At 50.6% G+C, this 15,555-nt stretch carries 12 protein-coding genes; all 12 read right to left on the bottom strand.

Features of this window, described 5'->3' with window-relative positions; translation table 11 throughout:
- Window positions 1-5: 5 nt before the first annotated feature.
- Complete coding sequence (locus HUN04_14280) at window positions 6-1,229, bottom strand: type II secretion system F family protein (GenBank protein WDP90800.1); 1,224 nt, start codon at window positions 1,227-1,229, stop codon at window positions 6-8.
- A gap of 4 nt (window positions 1,230-1,233) precedes the next feature.
- The gene (locus tag HUN04_14275; GenBank protein WDP90799.1) at window positions 1,234-2,937 is read right to left on the bottom strand and encodes a type II/IV secretion system protein; all 1,704 of its coding nucleotides are present in this window, start codon (window positions 2,935-2,937) and stop codon (window positions 1,234-1,236) included.
- Between the two features lie 16 nt (window positions 2,938-2,953).
- Window positions 2,954-4,576, bottom strand: a complete 1,623-nt coding sequence (locus HUN04_14270; GenBank protein ID WDP90798.1) for an AAA family ATPase — start codon at window positions 4,574-4,576, stop codon at window positions 2,954-2,956.
- 22 nt (window positions 4,577-4,598) lie between these two features.
- A complete protein-coding gene (gene pilQ / locus HUN04_14265; protein WDP90797.1) occupies window positions 4,599-6,284 on the bottom strand; it encodes a type IV pilus secretin PilQ in 1,686 nt (561 codons plus the stop codon).
- 24 nt (window positions 6,285-6,308) lie between these two features.
- A complete protein-coding gene (locus HUN04_14260) occupies window positions 6,309-6,812 on the bottom strand; it encodes a hypothetical protein (protein ID WDP90796.1) in 504 nt (167 codons plus the stop codon).
- 3 nt (window positions 6,813-6,815) lie between these two features.
- Window positions 6,816-7,391 (bottom strand): hypothetical protein, encoded by a 576-nt coding sequence (locus HUN04_14255; protein ID WDP90795.1) that lies wholly within the window; start codon window positions 7,389-7,391, stop codon window positions 6,816-6,818.
- Window positions 7,391-9,193 carry a hypothetical protein gene (locus HUN04_14250; GenBank protein WDP90794.1) on the bottom strand — a complete coding sequence of 601 codons (1,803 nt, stop codon included), beginning with the start codon at window positions 9,191-9,193 and terminating at the stop codon, window positions 7,391-7,393. The genes HUN04_14255 and HUN04_14250 overlap by 1 nt, the downstream gene beginning before the upstream one ends.
- A 396-nt stretch (window positions 9,194-9,589) precedes the next feature.
- Complete coding sequence (locus HUN04_14245; protein WDP90793.1) at window positions 9,590-10,249, bottom strand: cytidylate kinase-like family protein; 660 nt, start codon at window positions 10,247-10,249, stop codon at window positions 9,590-9,592.
- Window positions 10,250-10,440: 191 nt separating this feature from the next.
- Window positions 10,441-12,879, bottom strand: coding sequence for a DNA topoisomerase (ATP-hydrolyzing) subunit B (gene gyrB, locus HUN04_14240; GenBank protein ID WDP90792.1), 2,439 nt, complete (start codon window positions 12,877-12,879; stop codon window positions 10,441-10,443).
- Entirely contained in the window at window positions 12,876-13,997 is a 1,122-nt protein-coding gene (gene dnaN, locus HUN04_14235) for a DNA polymerase III subunit beta (GenBank protein ID WDP90791.1), read from the bottom strand. Before dnaN ends, gyrB begins: the two co-directional genes overlap by 4 nt.
- A gap of 293 nt (window positions 13,998-14,290) precedes the next feature.
- Window positions 14,291-14,821, bottom strand: a complete 531-nt coding sequence (locus HUN04_14230) for a hypothetical protein (GenBank protein ID WDP90790.1) — start codon at window positions 14,819-14,821, stop codon at window positions 14,291-14,293.
- Between the two features lie 25 nt (window positions 14,822-14,846).
- Window positions 14,847-15,455: a recombination-associated protein RdgC gene (rdgC, locus tag HUN04_14225; protein ID WDP90789.1), complete on the bottom strand. Its 609-nt coding sequence runs from the start codon at window positions 15,453-15,455 to the stop codon at window positions 14,847-14,849.
- Window positions 15,456-15,555: the final 100 nt, after the last annotated feature.

Here is a 15,555-nt window from a genome sequence, read left to right as displayed (position 1 = left end):
ATACTTTAAACCATTTTTGTCAAATCCCACATGGGCAGAAAAATTGCCATGGCAAAAAATCCGACAACGCCTGCCAAACCTACAATCAAAAGGGGTCCTATGGCTTCTGACATGGCTTTGGTGGAATATTCCACCTCCGCATCATAATGGACCGATATTTCAGCCAGCATATCGTCCAGGTTTCCGGATTCCTCTCCGATGGCCACCATATTGATCACCATGGGGGGGAAATATTTTGATCTTTTCAGGGGCTGGGAAATCCCCCGGCCTTCCGTCAACAGTTCGGTAATTTTTTCAAATTCCTTTGTAATAGCAGCATTATTTATTGTTTTTCCCAATACTTCCATAGATTCCAACACGGTCACCCCGCTCATCTGAAGGATGGAAAAAATTGAAGCAAATCGTGACATGGCAGCTTTTAAAACAACCGGTCCTATAAGCGGTGTCTTTAAAAAAGCGGTGTCTTTGAATACCCTGCCCTGATCGGTTTTAAACAGGGCATAATATAGGCCGATTCCGCCTAAAACCATCCCGACAATTCCCACATGCCAGTATGCTTCTATGGCCTGGTATAAATTCATACAAATTTTTGTGGGAAGCGGCAACTCCAGGCCGGCTTTTTGGAATATGGTAATAAATTTTGGGATGACAAATGTCAGCAGTACGAAAAATGCAATGCCGAGACAGAACACAACCATCATGGGATACCGCATGGCTGACTTAATATCGGATTTTATTTTGTGTTCGTGGTCAAGTATATATATCAGCCGTTCGAGAACATCAGGCAGAGAACCCGATGCTTCACCGGCCTGGAGCATATTGCAGTAAAGCTCTGAAAAAACGGTATCATGCTTGGAAAAAGCGATATAAAGATTGGCGCCTTCCCGGATATCCGCCCGGATTACCCCGATGACTCTTTTCAGTCTTTTGTTTTCTGTCTGCTCCTCCATGGTGGAAAGAATATCCATCATGGCCACCCCGGCCTGGATCAGGGTTTTAAACTGTTTGGTAAACAGGATAAGATCCCTTGGTTTTACAGGGGTTAATGCATCCTCAATTTTGGAAGCAAAGTCGGAATCGTTAAGAGCGGATGCGCCCTTTTCCCGGACCGATTCAGGTATATATCCCCGGGCGGACAGGATCTCAAATGCCTCATCCTTTGATCCGGCCTGGAGTTCGCCGGTAATTTCGTTGCCGATTTCATTGATGGCTTTATAGGTATACTTCATGGCGTTACATCATTACGGCCGAGGCCGCCTCTTCCGGGGTGGTGATGCCTTTGGCCACCTTTTCGGCGGCATCCTGTTTCAGGGTGGTGAGCTGGCCGGAAAGTTCGCAGGCCTTGGTGATCTCCTGGGCGGACTTGCCGGTAAGGATCATGTTCTGGACGTCTTCGTTGACGTGAAGCACTTCGTAAAGGCCGGTCCGGCCGGAATAGCCCGTGTCCTTGCAGTTGATGCAGCCACGGCCCCGGACAAAATCAACGCCGTCGGCGTTTTCAAGGCCCCAGTATTTTCTGACTTCCGGGGGCGGGGAATAGGATTCCTTGCAATGGGGGCAGACCCGACGGATCAGGCGCTGGGCAATGGTAACCAGCATGACAGATGAAACCAGGAAGGGTTCGATGCCCATGTCCACGAACCGGGTGATGGCGCCGGCCGCGTCATTGGTGTGGACGGTGGAGAGCACCATGTGGCCGGTAAGGGCGGCCTGGGTGGCGACGCCTGCGGTTTCACCGTCCCGGATCTCACCGATCATGACCACGTCCGGGTCCTGGCGGAGGATGGAACGAAGCCCCGAGGCGAATGTCATGCCGGCCTTTCTATTGAGCTGGCCCTGGCGGACATGCTCCATCCGGTATTCCACCGGGTCCTCCAAGGTGATGATGTTGATGTCGGGGCGGTTGATGATCTTGAGCATGGAAAACAGCGAGGTACTCTTGCCCGAGCCGGTAGGGCCGGTGGCCAGGATCATGCCGTAGGGCATTTTGATCATCTTTTCAATGGTGGCGATGTCCTGAGCAGCCATGCCCAGCTTGTCCAGACTGTAGATGCCGGAACTGGTATCCAGGAGCCGGAGAACCACATTTTCCCCGTATACCGTGGGGATGGTGGAAACACGGATATTGATCTCCTTGTCCTGGACAAATACGGTGAACCGGCCGTCCTGGGGAATCCGGGATACCGAAATGTCCAGGGAGGCCAGGATTTTAAGCCGGGATACAATGGAGAGGAACATGGATTTGGGCGGGGCCGGGATGTGATGGAGCTTGCCGTCCACCCGGAAACGGATCTCCACGTAATTTTTTTCCGGGGAGATATGGACGTCCGAAGCCCCTTCCTTGACCGCCTGGGTGAGGATGGAGTTGACCAGGCGGATGACCGGGGCTTCTTCGGCCATATCCATGAGGGAGGTGATGGCATTTTTCTGCTCGTCTACCTCGTCCTTGACCTCCATCTCCTCCATCTCCTGGATGTTTTCCATGACCCCGTCGGAGCCGGAATAGGTGCCGTAGATGGTGGAAATCAAAGAGTTTAACTCCTGTTCCGTGCAGATCACAGCCTCGGCTTCGGAATCGGTATGGACCTCCAGATGGTCCAGGGCGTTGATATCCAGGGGATCTGTCATGGCCAGGGTGACCATTCCCCCTTTTTTATTGACGGGCACGGCCTGGAATTTTCTGGCCGTGTCCACATCGATGATGGCGGCCAGTTCCGGGGATATGGTGAAATCGTTGGGGGTATACCGGTTGATGCCCACCTGGGTGGATATCAGGTCCACGATGGCTTTTTCACTGACGACGCCTTCGGTCACCAAATACTGTCCCAGGCGCTTGCCCTGGTTTTTGATGGCGATCAGGGCCTTGTCCAGCTGGGCCTTTTCAATGAGGCCCGCATCCAGCAGCATTTCTCCCAGGCGTTTACGTTTGGTTAACATCCCTATCCTCTTTCTCTCATAGTATGGTTCTGCCCTGAACCAGAGCAGCGATTGTCGATTCTTCCAGCGGCAGTTTTTTGTTTAAACCGGATTTTCTCCGGCAGGCCTCTTCGGCGGTGTTGAACACCCTGTCCAGGACCACGGCATACATAAATCCGTCATCGGGTCCCCAGGCGGAGATTACCCGGGCATCCAGCCCTTTGCTCCGGCACGCCCTTGCCTTTTCATAGGCCGCTTCAAAGCTATTTTCCCGGGCGGCGATGAGGCAGGCACGGGTTTCTTTCCACCTTGCCCGGCTGTCGGCGATCACCGGGAAATCCACCAGGATGCCGTGGCGGATCCTGTTGGGGTTTTCAATATTTTTATTTTCTTCCATGAACCGGGCCACATAGGGCCGGGTATAGCGGCCGTATACGGTTTCCAGCATATTGTACAAGGTTTCGTCTTTGGGGATCCTGATGCTGCCCAGAATGTCCGGCAGGAGGATTGTCCGGGCCGGCACTTCGGCAGGGAGGACCACCGGGACAGGCTTTGGAGCCGGAGTTTCGTCAGGGGGCGTTTCCGGTACGGCTACCGGTTCCGGCGGTACGGCCTTTTCCGGTACGGGCATGGAGACGGCGGCAACGGCGGTTTCCGGTGCAGGCTCCGGCAGGGAAACCCGGGCGGCAATAATCCCGGTTTTAATCCGTTCCGGGATCAGGTTTGTCATTTTATCCAGGTTCATGAGGCCGGCGGCGGTGAGAAGGATAATCACCGGCATGGCCACAGCGGCAAAAGAAAACCCCGGTTTTACATTCTCCGGGGATAATACCTGGCGGGCGCAGGACTTTACAAAAAAATACCCGGCATTTGATTTCTCTTTGATGATCAGGGCCAGGAGGACATGGTGGCAGAGATTGATTATTTTCCGGGGATATCCCTGGGTCAGCCGGTAGACGGCCCAGAAAGCCGGGTAGGAAAATTCCGGCAGCCGTTTGCCGGTATAGGCGCCGCAGGAGGACTGTTCTATCCGGTAGCGGATCAGGCCCCGGGTTTCCTTGAAGTCCAGGGGGGAAAAGGTGTACCTGAAGTTGATCCGGTCCACAAAATTTTCCATGCCCGCGATCATGGGGTTGAACTCTTTCTGGGCGAAGATGACGATCTGCAGCAGCTTGGTGGCGTTGGTTTCGTAGTTGAGCAGTTCCCGCAGGGTCTCCAGGCAGAAGGGAGGCAGTTTCTGGCCCTCGTCAATGAGGAGCACCGTGGTCATATCCTGGTCAACCCCCACGGAAAAGAGAAAACTTTTGATTTTCTCTTTGAGCAGGATTTCGTTTTCAGCCTCTTCTTTTGGGGGAATGATGCCGGTGAACTGGGCGAGAACGGCGCAGAGGAATTCCGCGGCAGAGGCAAACCCGGGGTCAAGAATCAGATAATACCGAATCTTTTCATCGCTGGATATTTTGCGGATGAGCTGGCGGCAGACCGTTGTTTTTCCGGTGCCCACATCCCCGGTGACCACATTGAGCCCCCGGCGCAGCCGGATGGAAATTTCCAGTTGCTGCAGTGCCTCCCTGTGCTGCCGGGAGTTAAAAAACAGGCCCGGGTCAGGGGAATTGGAAAAGGGTTCCTTTTCCAGGTTAAGGGTCCGAAAATAATCCATTATACGTTTTCTGCCTAATTCCCTATTGTGCAGCTACCTTGGCCGGCAGTTCGCTTTTACCCTCCAGGATGTGGGGGGTAATGAAAATGAGCAACTCTTCCATATCGGCGGCATCCTTCTGGGTTTTAAACATGTATCCAAGACCGGGGACATCCTTGAGCCAGGGCACACCGCTTTCACCTTCTTCGATCTTTTCCTTGTTCAGTCCGCCGATGACTGTGGTCTGGCCGTCAAAGAGGTTAACCATGGTCTGGGCGTTTTTGGTGATGATGGTGGGGTTGCCGTTGACGGTTTTGGTAAAATCCAGTTCATCCTTGTGGGTAATAATATCAAGCTGAACGATTTTATTGTCAATGACATGGGGGGTGACGTCCAAACTAATCACCGCCTTTCGCCATTCAATCTTAACCTCTCCGTCCTCAACGGTCTGGAAGGGGACTTCCTCCCCGCTTTCAATGGTGGCCTTGCGGTGGTCCAGGGTGGTAATGGAGGGTTTGGAGAGGATGTTTAGTTCACCTTCCTCCTCCAGGGCCGTAAGTTGAGCGTAAAGGGCGTATTCCCCGATTTTCTGGGTCATGACCCCCAGGGACATGCCGGATGCGGCCACGTCGACCGGGAAATTCACGATGCTGCCATCTGTGGGATCATAGGCCTGGTTGTTACCGTCGGAATCCCGCAAACTCTGGCTGAAATCCGTGAACTGACCGCCGCCGATGGAGTGGCGTTTGGTGCCGTTGCTCTGGGATACCTCACCCAGGCCGCCCCATTGGATGCCCAGTTCCTTGGCCGTTTCCGAAGTCGCTTCTACAATGTGGGCCTCGATGAGAATCTGGCGGTTGGGCCGGTCCAGTTTGGCGATGATGGGCATGATCTTTTGTATGTCGGCTTTTGTGGCGTGGATGATCAGGGAGTTGGTATTCATATCCTTAAGAATAGCCCCTCTAAATCCTTCTGAGCTGTCTGAAGAAGCTGTTTTACTTTTCCCGCTTTCCATGGAGGCTTTCTTCAGTTCAGTTTCCTTAAAGTTAGACTTTAGATATTTTTCAAGATTTTCCCTCAGGGAACATATATTGGCAAAGTTTATTTTTACCACCCGGGTGACCAGGGGTTCAAGCTTCTCGGCCTTGCGGGCAATTTCCCTCAGGGCCAAGGCGTGCTCTTTTTTGGATTTCTGAAATTTTTGGGTGGCCTCCATGAGGGCAATTTCCTTGTTCAGGTCTTCCACGGTGATAACCCGCAGGATGTCACCACTCCATTTGTAGGTTAACCCGTAGGTGGACAGCAGCCCTTCAAAGGCCTGGTTCCAGGGAATGTTGACAATGTTAATTTTGGCCTGCCCGGTGACGGTTTCATTGATCATGATGTTGAGGTCGGCGGCCCGGGCCAGGGTCCGCAAAAGAACGGCCACAGGTACGTCGTGCATCTTCATGGTCAGGCGTATTTTGGGCAGGGGTTTGACGGGGGGTTTGGCTGGTACGGCTTCTGCCTCTTGCTTTTCTTCAAGGGCTCTGACAATTTCCTCGGCATCCCTGTCCAGCTTTTCAGTCATGGGCCTGGGGTCCGGGGTGAGCTTGGGGGAATCTTCGGCCAGAACCCGCCATTTTTCAAAACGGTCCGGTTTTTCCGCCTTTTTTTCCGTGGTTTTGCAACCGGAGATCAAAAACATGGTCATCAGTACTATGATACAGATTTGTAAGCTCTTTTTCATTTTTATTCCCATCGCCTGTTGGATTTAATCTTCCTGCAAGTAAATTGTGATCTGTTTGTTGGATTCGGTTAATAGGACCACCTTGGAGGGGGTTATATTATGGACCTTATATCCGATATCGGCAACCAGTTCGCCCACCGTGTATTCCATCCCGTTGATGACCGCGAGGACTGCGGCGCCCGCCCGGATGTAACCAGAATATATGATTTCAGGCAGGTCGGCGGGATTGATCTCCTCCTGGTCAACGGTTTTATCCGTGCCGGTGTGAACGATAAATGGATCCCGGGGCCAGGGGGTTTCGGCCATCTTCTTTGTATAGGTGAGGTTCTTTCCCTTATTCTGGGTGACCATTGCCGTGAGTTGGGCCGTGGCCGCAGCGGCAAAGGCGTCGGTCTGCTGTACGGCAGCCTTTATTTTATCCTCTTCCCCTGTGGCTGAACTCTTTTTACCCAGTACAAAATAGTCCAGGGCTCCATAGAGGGCCATTAGCCCGGCCAGAAAAATAATGATCTTTTCTCGTTTATTCATGGTTTAGCTGTTCCCCTTGGGGGTCTGGTTTTTCTCGACGGCAATTTTCAGCGTTGCCCCGCACTGCCTGACATTGCTCTGGTCTGTGGTAATATCAATATTTTCGATGCCCTTGAAATAGGGCAGCTCTGCAAGGAGGATCAGGCATTCCCTGAAATTGAACAACCCGCCTTTGAGTTTGACATCCATGGAGAGGATGCCGGATTCCCGGTCAAGGCCGCTGATGTCCAGGCTGTTTTCCTCAAGGGTCATCCCCCCCTTCATGGCGATATTATTAAATACCGTGGACAGGGTGGTAATCTCATTCCTGGGCATGGCCTCTCTTTCAGGACAGGGAAGCTGGGGCTCAAACTCTCTATTGGCCAGGCGGTCGGCCTGGGCGTAGATGGGGAAGAGCCGTTTCTGCTCCTCCAGGCGGATGGTCTTTTCCACCCTGTCCTTTTTGACCAGCTGGATGCGGCGGTACTGGGGATAGAGCACCCCCAGGGCAACGGCAGCCACTGCAACGGCCGACCCCACGATCAGGCCCAGGGTCAGGGGAGATATCTTTTTGAGTTTATCCTTATCCTTGTCTGCCATTAGAGTATCTCCATATTTGCGGTGAATTTCAGGACGCTGTTTTCACCGGCCTGTTCCACTTTTTTGTTTTCCAGATCGATTTCCCCGAAGAGCGGGGAATCGCCCAGTTTGAATACATAGCCGGTGAGGGAGGATTCCAGTGATGTAAATTCTGCCGAGACAATCCCCTGGATCTTCAGGTATTTTTTATGGGCCGTGTCTTTGGCCGGTGCTTTACCCGCCCCTTTTTTACCGGTTTTTGCCGGGGCTTTATCTTTCAGATCCGCATCCAGGGAAACAATGGAGATGTTGGCCGGGGTGAGGGTGCAGATTTCATTGACCACGGCCAGGGAGATGTAATCGCTGACATATTGGCTGATAAACGCCATATGTTTCCTGGCATCACCAATTCTTTTGTTCAGGACATCCTGGGTTACGGATTTTGTAAATCCGGCCAGTTCCTTTTCCACGGCGGTGCGTTTGGCCACTTCCTTATTCTCAATACGGTCCATGTAGAACCAGATCCCGCCGCAGATCAGCAAACCGGCAATGCCGGCGGCGACGATGCCACGGTTCAGCTTTTTGGCCCTGTTTTCAACTTCTTTTTCAAGGTAGGTGTACAGAAAATTCGGGGTATAGTCATTGTTGGACAGGGCCAGGCCCAGGGCCGGGATAATGCCGTTTCTGGCCTGGGCGTCGGTTGGGAGCTTGACGCCTACGGCGGCGATGTCATTATCGGTGGGGGTAAATGACGCGGTCCTGTCCACAATCATTTCAGAGGCAAAGGTATTGAAAGCCGGGCAATTGTCTGTTTCACCGAAAAAATAGTACCGGGATATGGGTTCGTTGGACAGGTACATATTTGAACAATATTCCCCGGTACGCTGGATCTTGCCGATGAGGCGGGAGGCCGGGCCTTCCATGGGCTCGAAATCCGGGCTGTCATGGGCGGTGCGGACAGCCAGCAGGGCCGGGACGTCCGCCTGTACCGGTCCGGTGCTGCCCACGGCAGCTTCCAGGTAATTTTCCACCAGGCTGTAGGAACCGGTTTTAATGCTCCTGGCCACCAGGATGCCATTGTTGGAGAGGCAGAATATTTCAGACCTGTACCGGCGGACATTGACCACGACGATGGGATCGCTGCCGGTATCGAGGCGGCCGGTGAGGATATAGTTCTGGATGGCAAAGGGGGTGGCGGTGATGCCGGCCAGGTTGACGCCGGCAGCGGAGAACATGGCCTGGATCCGGTTTATATTTTTTTTATCCCCGGTAAAGGCCACCACATTTTTCTTTTTGACACCGTTGATCCGGGTATCTTCGATGAATTCATAATCAAAGACTTCAGATTCCTGGTTGACTTCGACTTCTTTTTTCAGTCCCCAAAGGGCGGCGTTGGCTATTTTGGCATCCGCCACATGGGGAATGATAAGATTTCGCAATTTCAGGTGGTTGGTTGAAATTGACGCCCAGACCGAGATATTTTTTTTCTTGCCGAGGAACGCATTCAACGATGCGCCGAGAAAGGAAGAAAACCGGCTGCTTTTAAACTCCATATGGTCTGGAAAGGGGATCACCTCCCATTTCACCACTTCCTTTCGGCCCCCCTGCTTCTGCTCCCCGGTGAGCACCAGGGAAAGGGTACTGCTGCCGATATGCACGCCGGCACATAGGTTGTGCTTTATGTTGGTCTTAATATTGGCACCCCCCCGGGGCTCGGGTCTGGGCACCCGGGTTTCAGGTGCAGATGCGGCAGGAGGCGGTGCATCCCCCCGGATGGTATCGAGAAGTTTTTCTGTTGAGCTTAGATCTTGTGAAATTTTCACAGCAGCCTCATGGGTTCGAACTCTAATTTTGACATCTTAACCGCCTGTTAACCGCCGAAGAGTTATATGGTAAGTAAGCAGAGCTCCGCCCTTTTAATTACATTCCATCCGTCGGGGTAATGGCACGGCAATTAAACACTGTTAACATTTAAAAATAGTCAATTAGTAAAGAAGCTATAAAAAAGCAATAGGTAAATCTACCTAGTTCTTACAGAAAAAAATAACTAATTTTAGTTTTTTTTAATTAAAAGGCAGAAAAAAACAGTTTAACGAGTCACGATAACCATAAGTAATCATGGATAAATCGCAATTTGAGATATGTTTTATACGGGCAGAACAACTATCTGCAGGTAAAATGAAGTTGCCGGCCCGCGATCACCCGCAGGCCGGCAGAGGCTATTGGATGGCGCAGCAGATTGTCGCCACAGTTTTATCCACGGACAGGGTGCCGGTGTTCAGGACCATATCGTAGTTTTCAGGATTGGCGGCGTCTGCATTAAAATACCGTTTAACAAAGGCGATTCTGTTGGCGTCGGTGCTGTTCATATATTTCCAGGCATTATCGGCATTCATGTCACGGTTGCGCTGGATATATTCCCTGCGAATCTTTTCAGGCGCAACGATCCTTATTTTCAGGGCATGTATTTTTTCAAGGGCAAAATTGGCACCCCGTCCGAGGATAACTGCATTTCCGTGTCTGCCCACGGTGTTGAGAATTTTGAGGAGCAGCTTTGAATACTCGTCCGGCCAGAGGTGGTGTTCATTGACAAAATTGGAGACAATGTCGTCCACCACATTCATGGCTTTTTCATCCAGGGTTTCCAGCAGGTTTTTTGTGGTTTGGGAGGACTGGATCATGGCTTCAAGGATTTCATTGTGGAAAAGGTCGAATCCTATTTTTTCGGCCAGTTTCTGTGCAACTTCGTGCCCCCGGCTGCCGCATTCCCGTGAAATGGTAATCACGCGGCAGGTGTCGATGCGTTCCGGCGAGGTATGTTTGGCCATCTCCCACCGTTTGATCTGTTCGTCAATGATTTGATGAATGGATCTTGTCATGGGGCCTCCTTTCTCCTTTTCAGGAAGAGAAATAAATTATATTCACATAATAAATCATATTTATTGCTAAATCAATTTATTTCATTCCGCCGGAGGCTGCGGCGAAGGGATGAATCCGCACAAAAAAAGAGGCGGGTACGGGGATATACCTCCCGAAACCCACCTCTCTTTGTATAAATAGAATGACTGAATTAATAATCCAGGGATGACACCTCAAGGGCATGCTTCTGGATGAAATTCCGCCGGGGTTCGACTTCTTCACCCATGAGCAGGGTAAATATTTCGTCGGCCTTTTCGGCGTCCTCGATGTCCACCTTGAGCATGATGCGTTTTTCCGGATTCATGGTGGTTTCCCACAGCTGGTCGGCGTTCATTTCACCCAGGCCTTTGTACCGCTGGATGTTGATGCCTTTTTTGGCCTCGGCCATTATAAAGCCGTGCAGGTCTTCCAGGTTGTCCACCGTGTTGACGGTCTTGGCATCGGCCTGTTTTGAATATAGGGCAAACGGGGCGCAGTCTTTATCTTTGATTTTGTCGTAGGCGGCGCGCATCCTCTGGTAATCAGAGGTGGACAGGATTTCACGGCCGACCCTCAGGAGCTTGGTCTGGCCGGATTCGTCCAGAATATCCATTTCGTATATTCCTCTTTCCGCATCAAACTCAATCTCCCCGGCCCGGTATTTGTCAGCGGGCAGTTTGGTGGCCAGGGTTTCAAGTTTTTGCCTGTCTTCCAGGAAAATCTTGGAGCTGACGCCCTCGCTGATGAGGGTAAAGAGAAGATCCGTATCAAAATCCCGGCGGCGCAGAAGGTTCAGGGCCTCGAAATAGGCATTCATATCCTGGAGGAAGCTGTAGAATTCCTCTTCGGACAGGGGCTCCTGTTTCATAACCGCTTCCTCATCTTCTGCGGCGTTGAGTACCAGGTTCTTCTGGGAAGATATCCTGCGGACCAGGTAGGTGGCATATTCATCTTCGTTTTTCAGGTATACCCCGCTTTTGCGTGACCCCACCCTGAAGAGGGGCGGCTGGGCAATATAGAGATACCCCCTGGAGATCAGATCCGGCATCTGGCGGTAGAAAAAGGTGAGGAGCAGGGTCCGGATATGGGAACCGTCCACGTCGGCGTCGGTCATGATAACGACCTTGTGGTAACGGATCTTTTCAATATCAAACTCTTCACGGCCGGCACCGGTGCCAAGGACCGTAAAGATATTTTTAATCTCATCGCTTCTCAGGATCTTGTCGAACCGGGCCTTTTCCACGTTGAGGATTTTGCCCTTGAGGGGGAGAATGGCCTGGAACCGGCGGTCGCGGCCCTGTTTGGCCGAGCCGCCTGCGGAGTCGCCCTCGACCAGGAAAAGTTCGCGTTCGGCCGGATCCGCGTACTGGCATTCGGCCAGTTTGCCGGGAAGTGAGGCGTCCAGGAGGGTGCCTTTTTTACGGGCCAGTTCCCGGGCGCGTTTGGCGGCATCCCGGGCCCTTGCCGCATCCACGGCCTTGGCAATGATTTTTCTGGCCACCCCGGGGTTTTCCTCCAGGTATTCGGCCAGTTTTTCATTGAGCAGGGATTCCACAATGCCTTTGACTTCATTGTTGCCCAGCTTGGTCTTGGTCTGGCCCTCGAACTGGGGCTCCATGAGCTTGACCGAAATGATCACAGCCAGGCCTTCCCGCATGTCGTCCCCGCCGATCTTGATGTTCTGCATGTTCTTGGGCAGGTTGTTGTTCCCGGAGATGTAGGCGTTGACGGTACGGGTCAGCGCGCCCTTAAAACCGGAAACGTGGAAACCGCCTTCGATGGTGCGGATGTTGTTGGCAAAGGAGTAGAGTTTTTCCTTGAAGGTGTCATTGTACTGAATGGCCACCTCGATCTGCACATCCTTTTTATCCCCTTCGATGTGAATGGGCTCGTGGAGGGCGGTGCAGGAACGGTTCAGGTATTCCACGAAGGAGACGATGCCGCCTTCGTAATGGAAATCATCCTTCTGGGCCGAGCGTTCGTCTTCAATAACGATTCTGACCCCTTTGTTGAGGAAGGCCAGCTCACGCATACGGCGGGACAGGGTTTCGTAAATGAACTCGTTGGGGTTCATCACCGTGAAATCGGGGTGAAAGATAATTTTTGTTCCCCGTTTTACGGTGTCACCTTTGATTTCCAGTTCCGTGAGCTTATTGCCCTTGGAATAGGACTGATGGTAGATTTTTCCATTTTTGTACACCTCCATGACCAGATGGTCGGAAAGGGCATTTACAACGGAAATACCCACGCCGTGGAGGCCGCCGGACACCTTGTAGGCGTCCTTGTCGAATTTACCGCCGGCATGGAGCTTGGTCATGACCACTTCGCAGGCCGGAATATTTTCGGTTTCATGCATTTCCACGGGGATGCCGCGGCCGTTATCCTCCACACTGACCTTTCCGTCTTCGTGGATGGTAATGAGTACGGTGTCGCAATGGCCGGCCATGGCCTCGTCAATGCAGTTGTCCACCACCTCGTATACCAGGTGGTGGAGCCCTTCCAGGTCCACGTTGCCGATATACATGGAGGGGCGTTTGCGGACGGCCTCAAGGCCTTCCAGTATTTTAATGGAGTCCGCGCTGTATTCTTTGGTTACTTCGTTTTTATTCATGATATATGCATTGCCATAATTACGCAGATTAGATTGTCAGCATCAAGGCCTTTGACGATACACGGGCTGTTGCTGCCCCTGAAATTCAGGGAGACCATGGGCTCTTCAAAGAGGCTCAGGGCGCTCATAAAATATTTGGGGTTGAAGGCACTTTTGATTTCCTCGCCTTCGAATCCGATCATGAGCTTTTCCTTGGACTCGCCGATTTCCGGGTTGGTGATGGTGACCGTGAGCTGGTTTTCCTGGAAATTCATGATCACGCTTTTGTAATCGTCCGAGGTCAGAATGGATACCCGGCGCATCAGGGTGGAAAACATGGTGCGGTCCACTTCCACGGGGGTCATTCCCTCATAATTGATGATGGGGAGGTAGTCGGGATATTCGCCTTCCAGCAGCTTGATCATCACCGATTCATTGGCCCGCTGGAATATAAAGTGGTTGTCTTTGATGCCGACCTTGATTGTTTCCGATCCGGCATCAATGAATTTGCCCAGTTCTGACAATCCTTTTTTGGGGATGAGGATTTTCTCTTCACCCAGCTCAAGGCTGCCGGTAAATGGGGCCTCATAGCTGTGCAGCCGTCTGGAGTCCGTTGACACCATACGAAGGCGCTGTTCTCCGTCCACTTCGGCTCTGTCCACAAGGACGCCCAGCACATAGATCCGCTTTTCATCGGTCTGGTATCCCACCATGGAAGATACAGAGACCATTTTTTTCAGATCTTTGGATGCCATTTCAATGAAGTTGATATCTTCAATAACCGGGGTTTCAGGAAAATTTTCATAATCCGAGGATACAATATGGTATACGGTATCACCGGTGCCTATTTCAACCCAGCGGTTTTCCACTTCATTAACAAAAATTTCATTCTCAGGGTATTCTCTGATGATTTCAAAGAATTTTTTGGAATTGATGGACAAAATCCCTTCTGTTTCCACCTCGGCTTCGTAGGTACCGGTAAAGACGGTCTCCAGATCGTTGGCCGTGATGCTGATCTCCGAACCATACGCCTTGATCAGGATATCCGACGTGATGGTCAGATTGGTTTTCCTCCCTGTGATGCCCTGAATCTTGGATAAGATTTCAAGAATATCTTTTTTGTTAAACGAAAATTTCATTTAAAGTCCTTTTCCTAATTTAAAAATACTCCGAAGTTTATATCAAAACCCTTATTTTATCAAAACTTTTCTTTTTCCAGACGGTACTGTTTTATTATATTTTTAATTTAAATAAAGATAACAACAATAATAAGGGCGGTTCAGATGTTCATAACTTTTCAATACATTGAATTTATAAGGGTATATTTATGTGCGCGGCGTTTAAAACCCGGTGTAAAACCCGGATAAAACCCTTTGGTTTTGTGCACATATTCATTCATGTTTAAAACCTGCAAGTTTTGAACATTTTATTGTCATGAATGAATCCAGTCTGAAATGGCTTTAAATTCAGTGCTTTTAAAGTCATCTGAGATTCTTTTCTCAATATATTTTAAAAAGAGGGTGTCAATAACCTGGGTAACCTTCAGTAATAGATAGGTTTTTTCAATGACCATGCCCTCAATTTCATCTTCGCCGGTTGAGGTATCCATGGACGGGGTTTTCAGGCCGGTGAGGTTGAAGCTCTCCCCTTTTATGGAGAATTTGTATTCTTCCTCTCCGATTTTGCAAAGCAGGTTGATGTCCGTGACCTGGGCCCCCTTTTTAAGGGCGGTGGTGCCCTCTTCCAGGCCGGCCTGGTCCCCTTTAATGGTAATTTTTTCTTTGGACTTGTCTCCAAGATTGTTTTCCAGGACCAGTGAATTGCCGATTTCAAGGGCGACCGGTTCTTCTGATCCGGAAAGCGCCGTAATGTCCTGGCCGGTTTCAATGAGGAACCAGAGCCATGTCAAAAACTCGTTGCCCAGAAAACTGTATCTATTGTATGCGGTGGCGATATCAAGCATGTTTATTATACCTTATAAAAAGAGATTAGTATTTCAGCGGTGCCAGGGATAGAAAACGGTCTTTTTCCGTGTCCGTGAATTTTCCCAGCTTTTCAACCATGGTGTAGGGGAATATCCGGACGGGCTTGTGGTTGAAGGATTTAAAGAATAATGTTTCAAACAGTTCATTGGCAGCTTTCTGTGTTGAAAAGAGGTAGAGGCTTTTTTCTTCATAGCTCCAGAGGATGTCATAGATGCTGGGGATGGATGGAATCTTGTGCATCAGGATGTCCAGGATAAACTCCTTGATCTCGGCTTTTTCGTTTTTTGACAGAAAGTCCCGGCCGGTTTCCTCTTTTTTCTTTTCGATTTCAATGGCCATGTGTTTCTGGACCAGCTTGGCCGGTATTGATTTTTTGTCAATGCGCAGCGAAAATAGAAAATAGGTGCCGAAAATAAAGGAATATTTTTCGAAGTCCGGTTTATACGGGCTTTCAAAGGGGGTCCAGCCGGCGGATATTTCATCGTATTCGCTCTCTATTTCAGGGATGGCATTCTGGATCAGGCCTTCCCGGACTGCTTCCATGGTGCTGCCGTCAAATTCTCCTTCGATGTGGTACCGGCTCAGGGAATGGGTGGATGAAATAAATCCCATATGGTCTCCTTATATAAATGATTGTTATCTTTGATAAAAGATATTGAATTTAAAACGTAATATAATATCATAGATGTGTTAAAAAAGACAGTAGCATCAT

This window comes from Desulfobacter sp., assembly GCA_028768525.1.
In the GTDB taxonomy this organism is placed as follows: Bacteria; Desulfobacterota; Desulfobacteria; order Desulfobacterales; family Desulfobacteraceae; genus Desulfobacter.
This window is presented reverse-complemented; position numbering and strand designations above follow the sequence as displayed.

Bases quoted from the DNA above. Each gene is read 5' to 3' on its own strand.
- HUN04_14270 (WDP90798.1), bottom strand. From the start codon at position 4,576: ATGGATTATTTTCGGACCCTTAACCTGGAAAAGGAACCCTTTTCCAAT.
- HUN04_14260 (WDP90796.1), bottom strand. From the start codon at position 6,812: ATGAATAAACGAGAAAAGATCATTATTTTTCTGGCCGGGCTAATGGCC.
- rdgC (WDP90789.1), bottom strand. From the start codon at position 15,455: ATGGGATTTATTTCATCCACCCATTCCCTGAGCCGGTACCACATCGAA.
- pilQ (WDP90797.1), bottom strand. From the start codon at position 6,284: ATGAAAAAGAGCTTACAAATCTGTATCATAGTACTGATGACCATGTTT.
- HUN04_14245 (WDP90793.1), bottom strand. From the start codon at position 10,249: ATGACAAGATCCATTCATCAAATCATTGACGAACAGATCAAACGGTGG.
- gyrB (WDP90792.1), bottom strand. From the start codon at position 12,879: ATGAATAAAAACGAAGTAACCAAAGAATACAGCGCGGACTCCATTAAA.
- HUN04_14280 (WDP90800.1), bottom strand. From the start codon at position 1,229: ATGAAGTATACCTATAAAGCCATCAATGAAATCGGCAACGAAATTACC.
- HUN04_14255 (WDP90795.1), bottom strand. From the start codon at position 7,391: ATGGCAGACAAGGATAAGGATAAACTCAAAAAGATATCTCCCCTGACC.
- HUN04_14275 (WDP90799.1), bottom strand. From the start codon at position 2,937: ATGTTAACCAAACGTAAACGCCTGGGAGAAATGCTGCTGGATGCGGGC.
- HUN04_14230 (WDP90790.1), bottom strand. From the start codon at position 14,821: ATGCTTGATATCGCCACCGCATACAATAGATACAGTTTTCTGGGCAAC.
- dnaN (WDP90791.1), bottom strand. From the start codon at position 13,997: ATGAAATTTTCGTTTAACAAAAAAGATATTCTTGAAATCTTATCCAAG.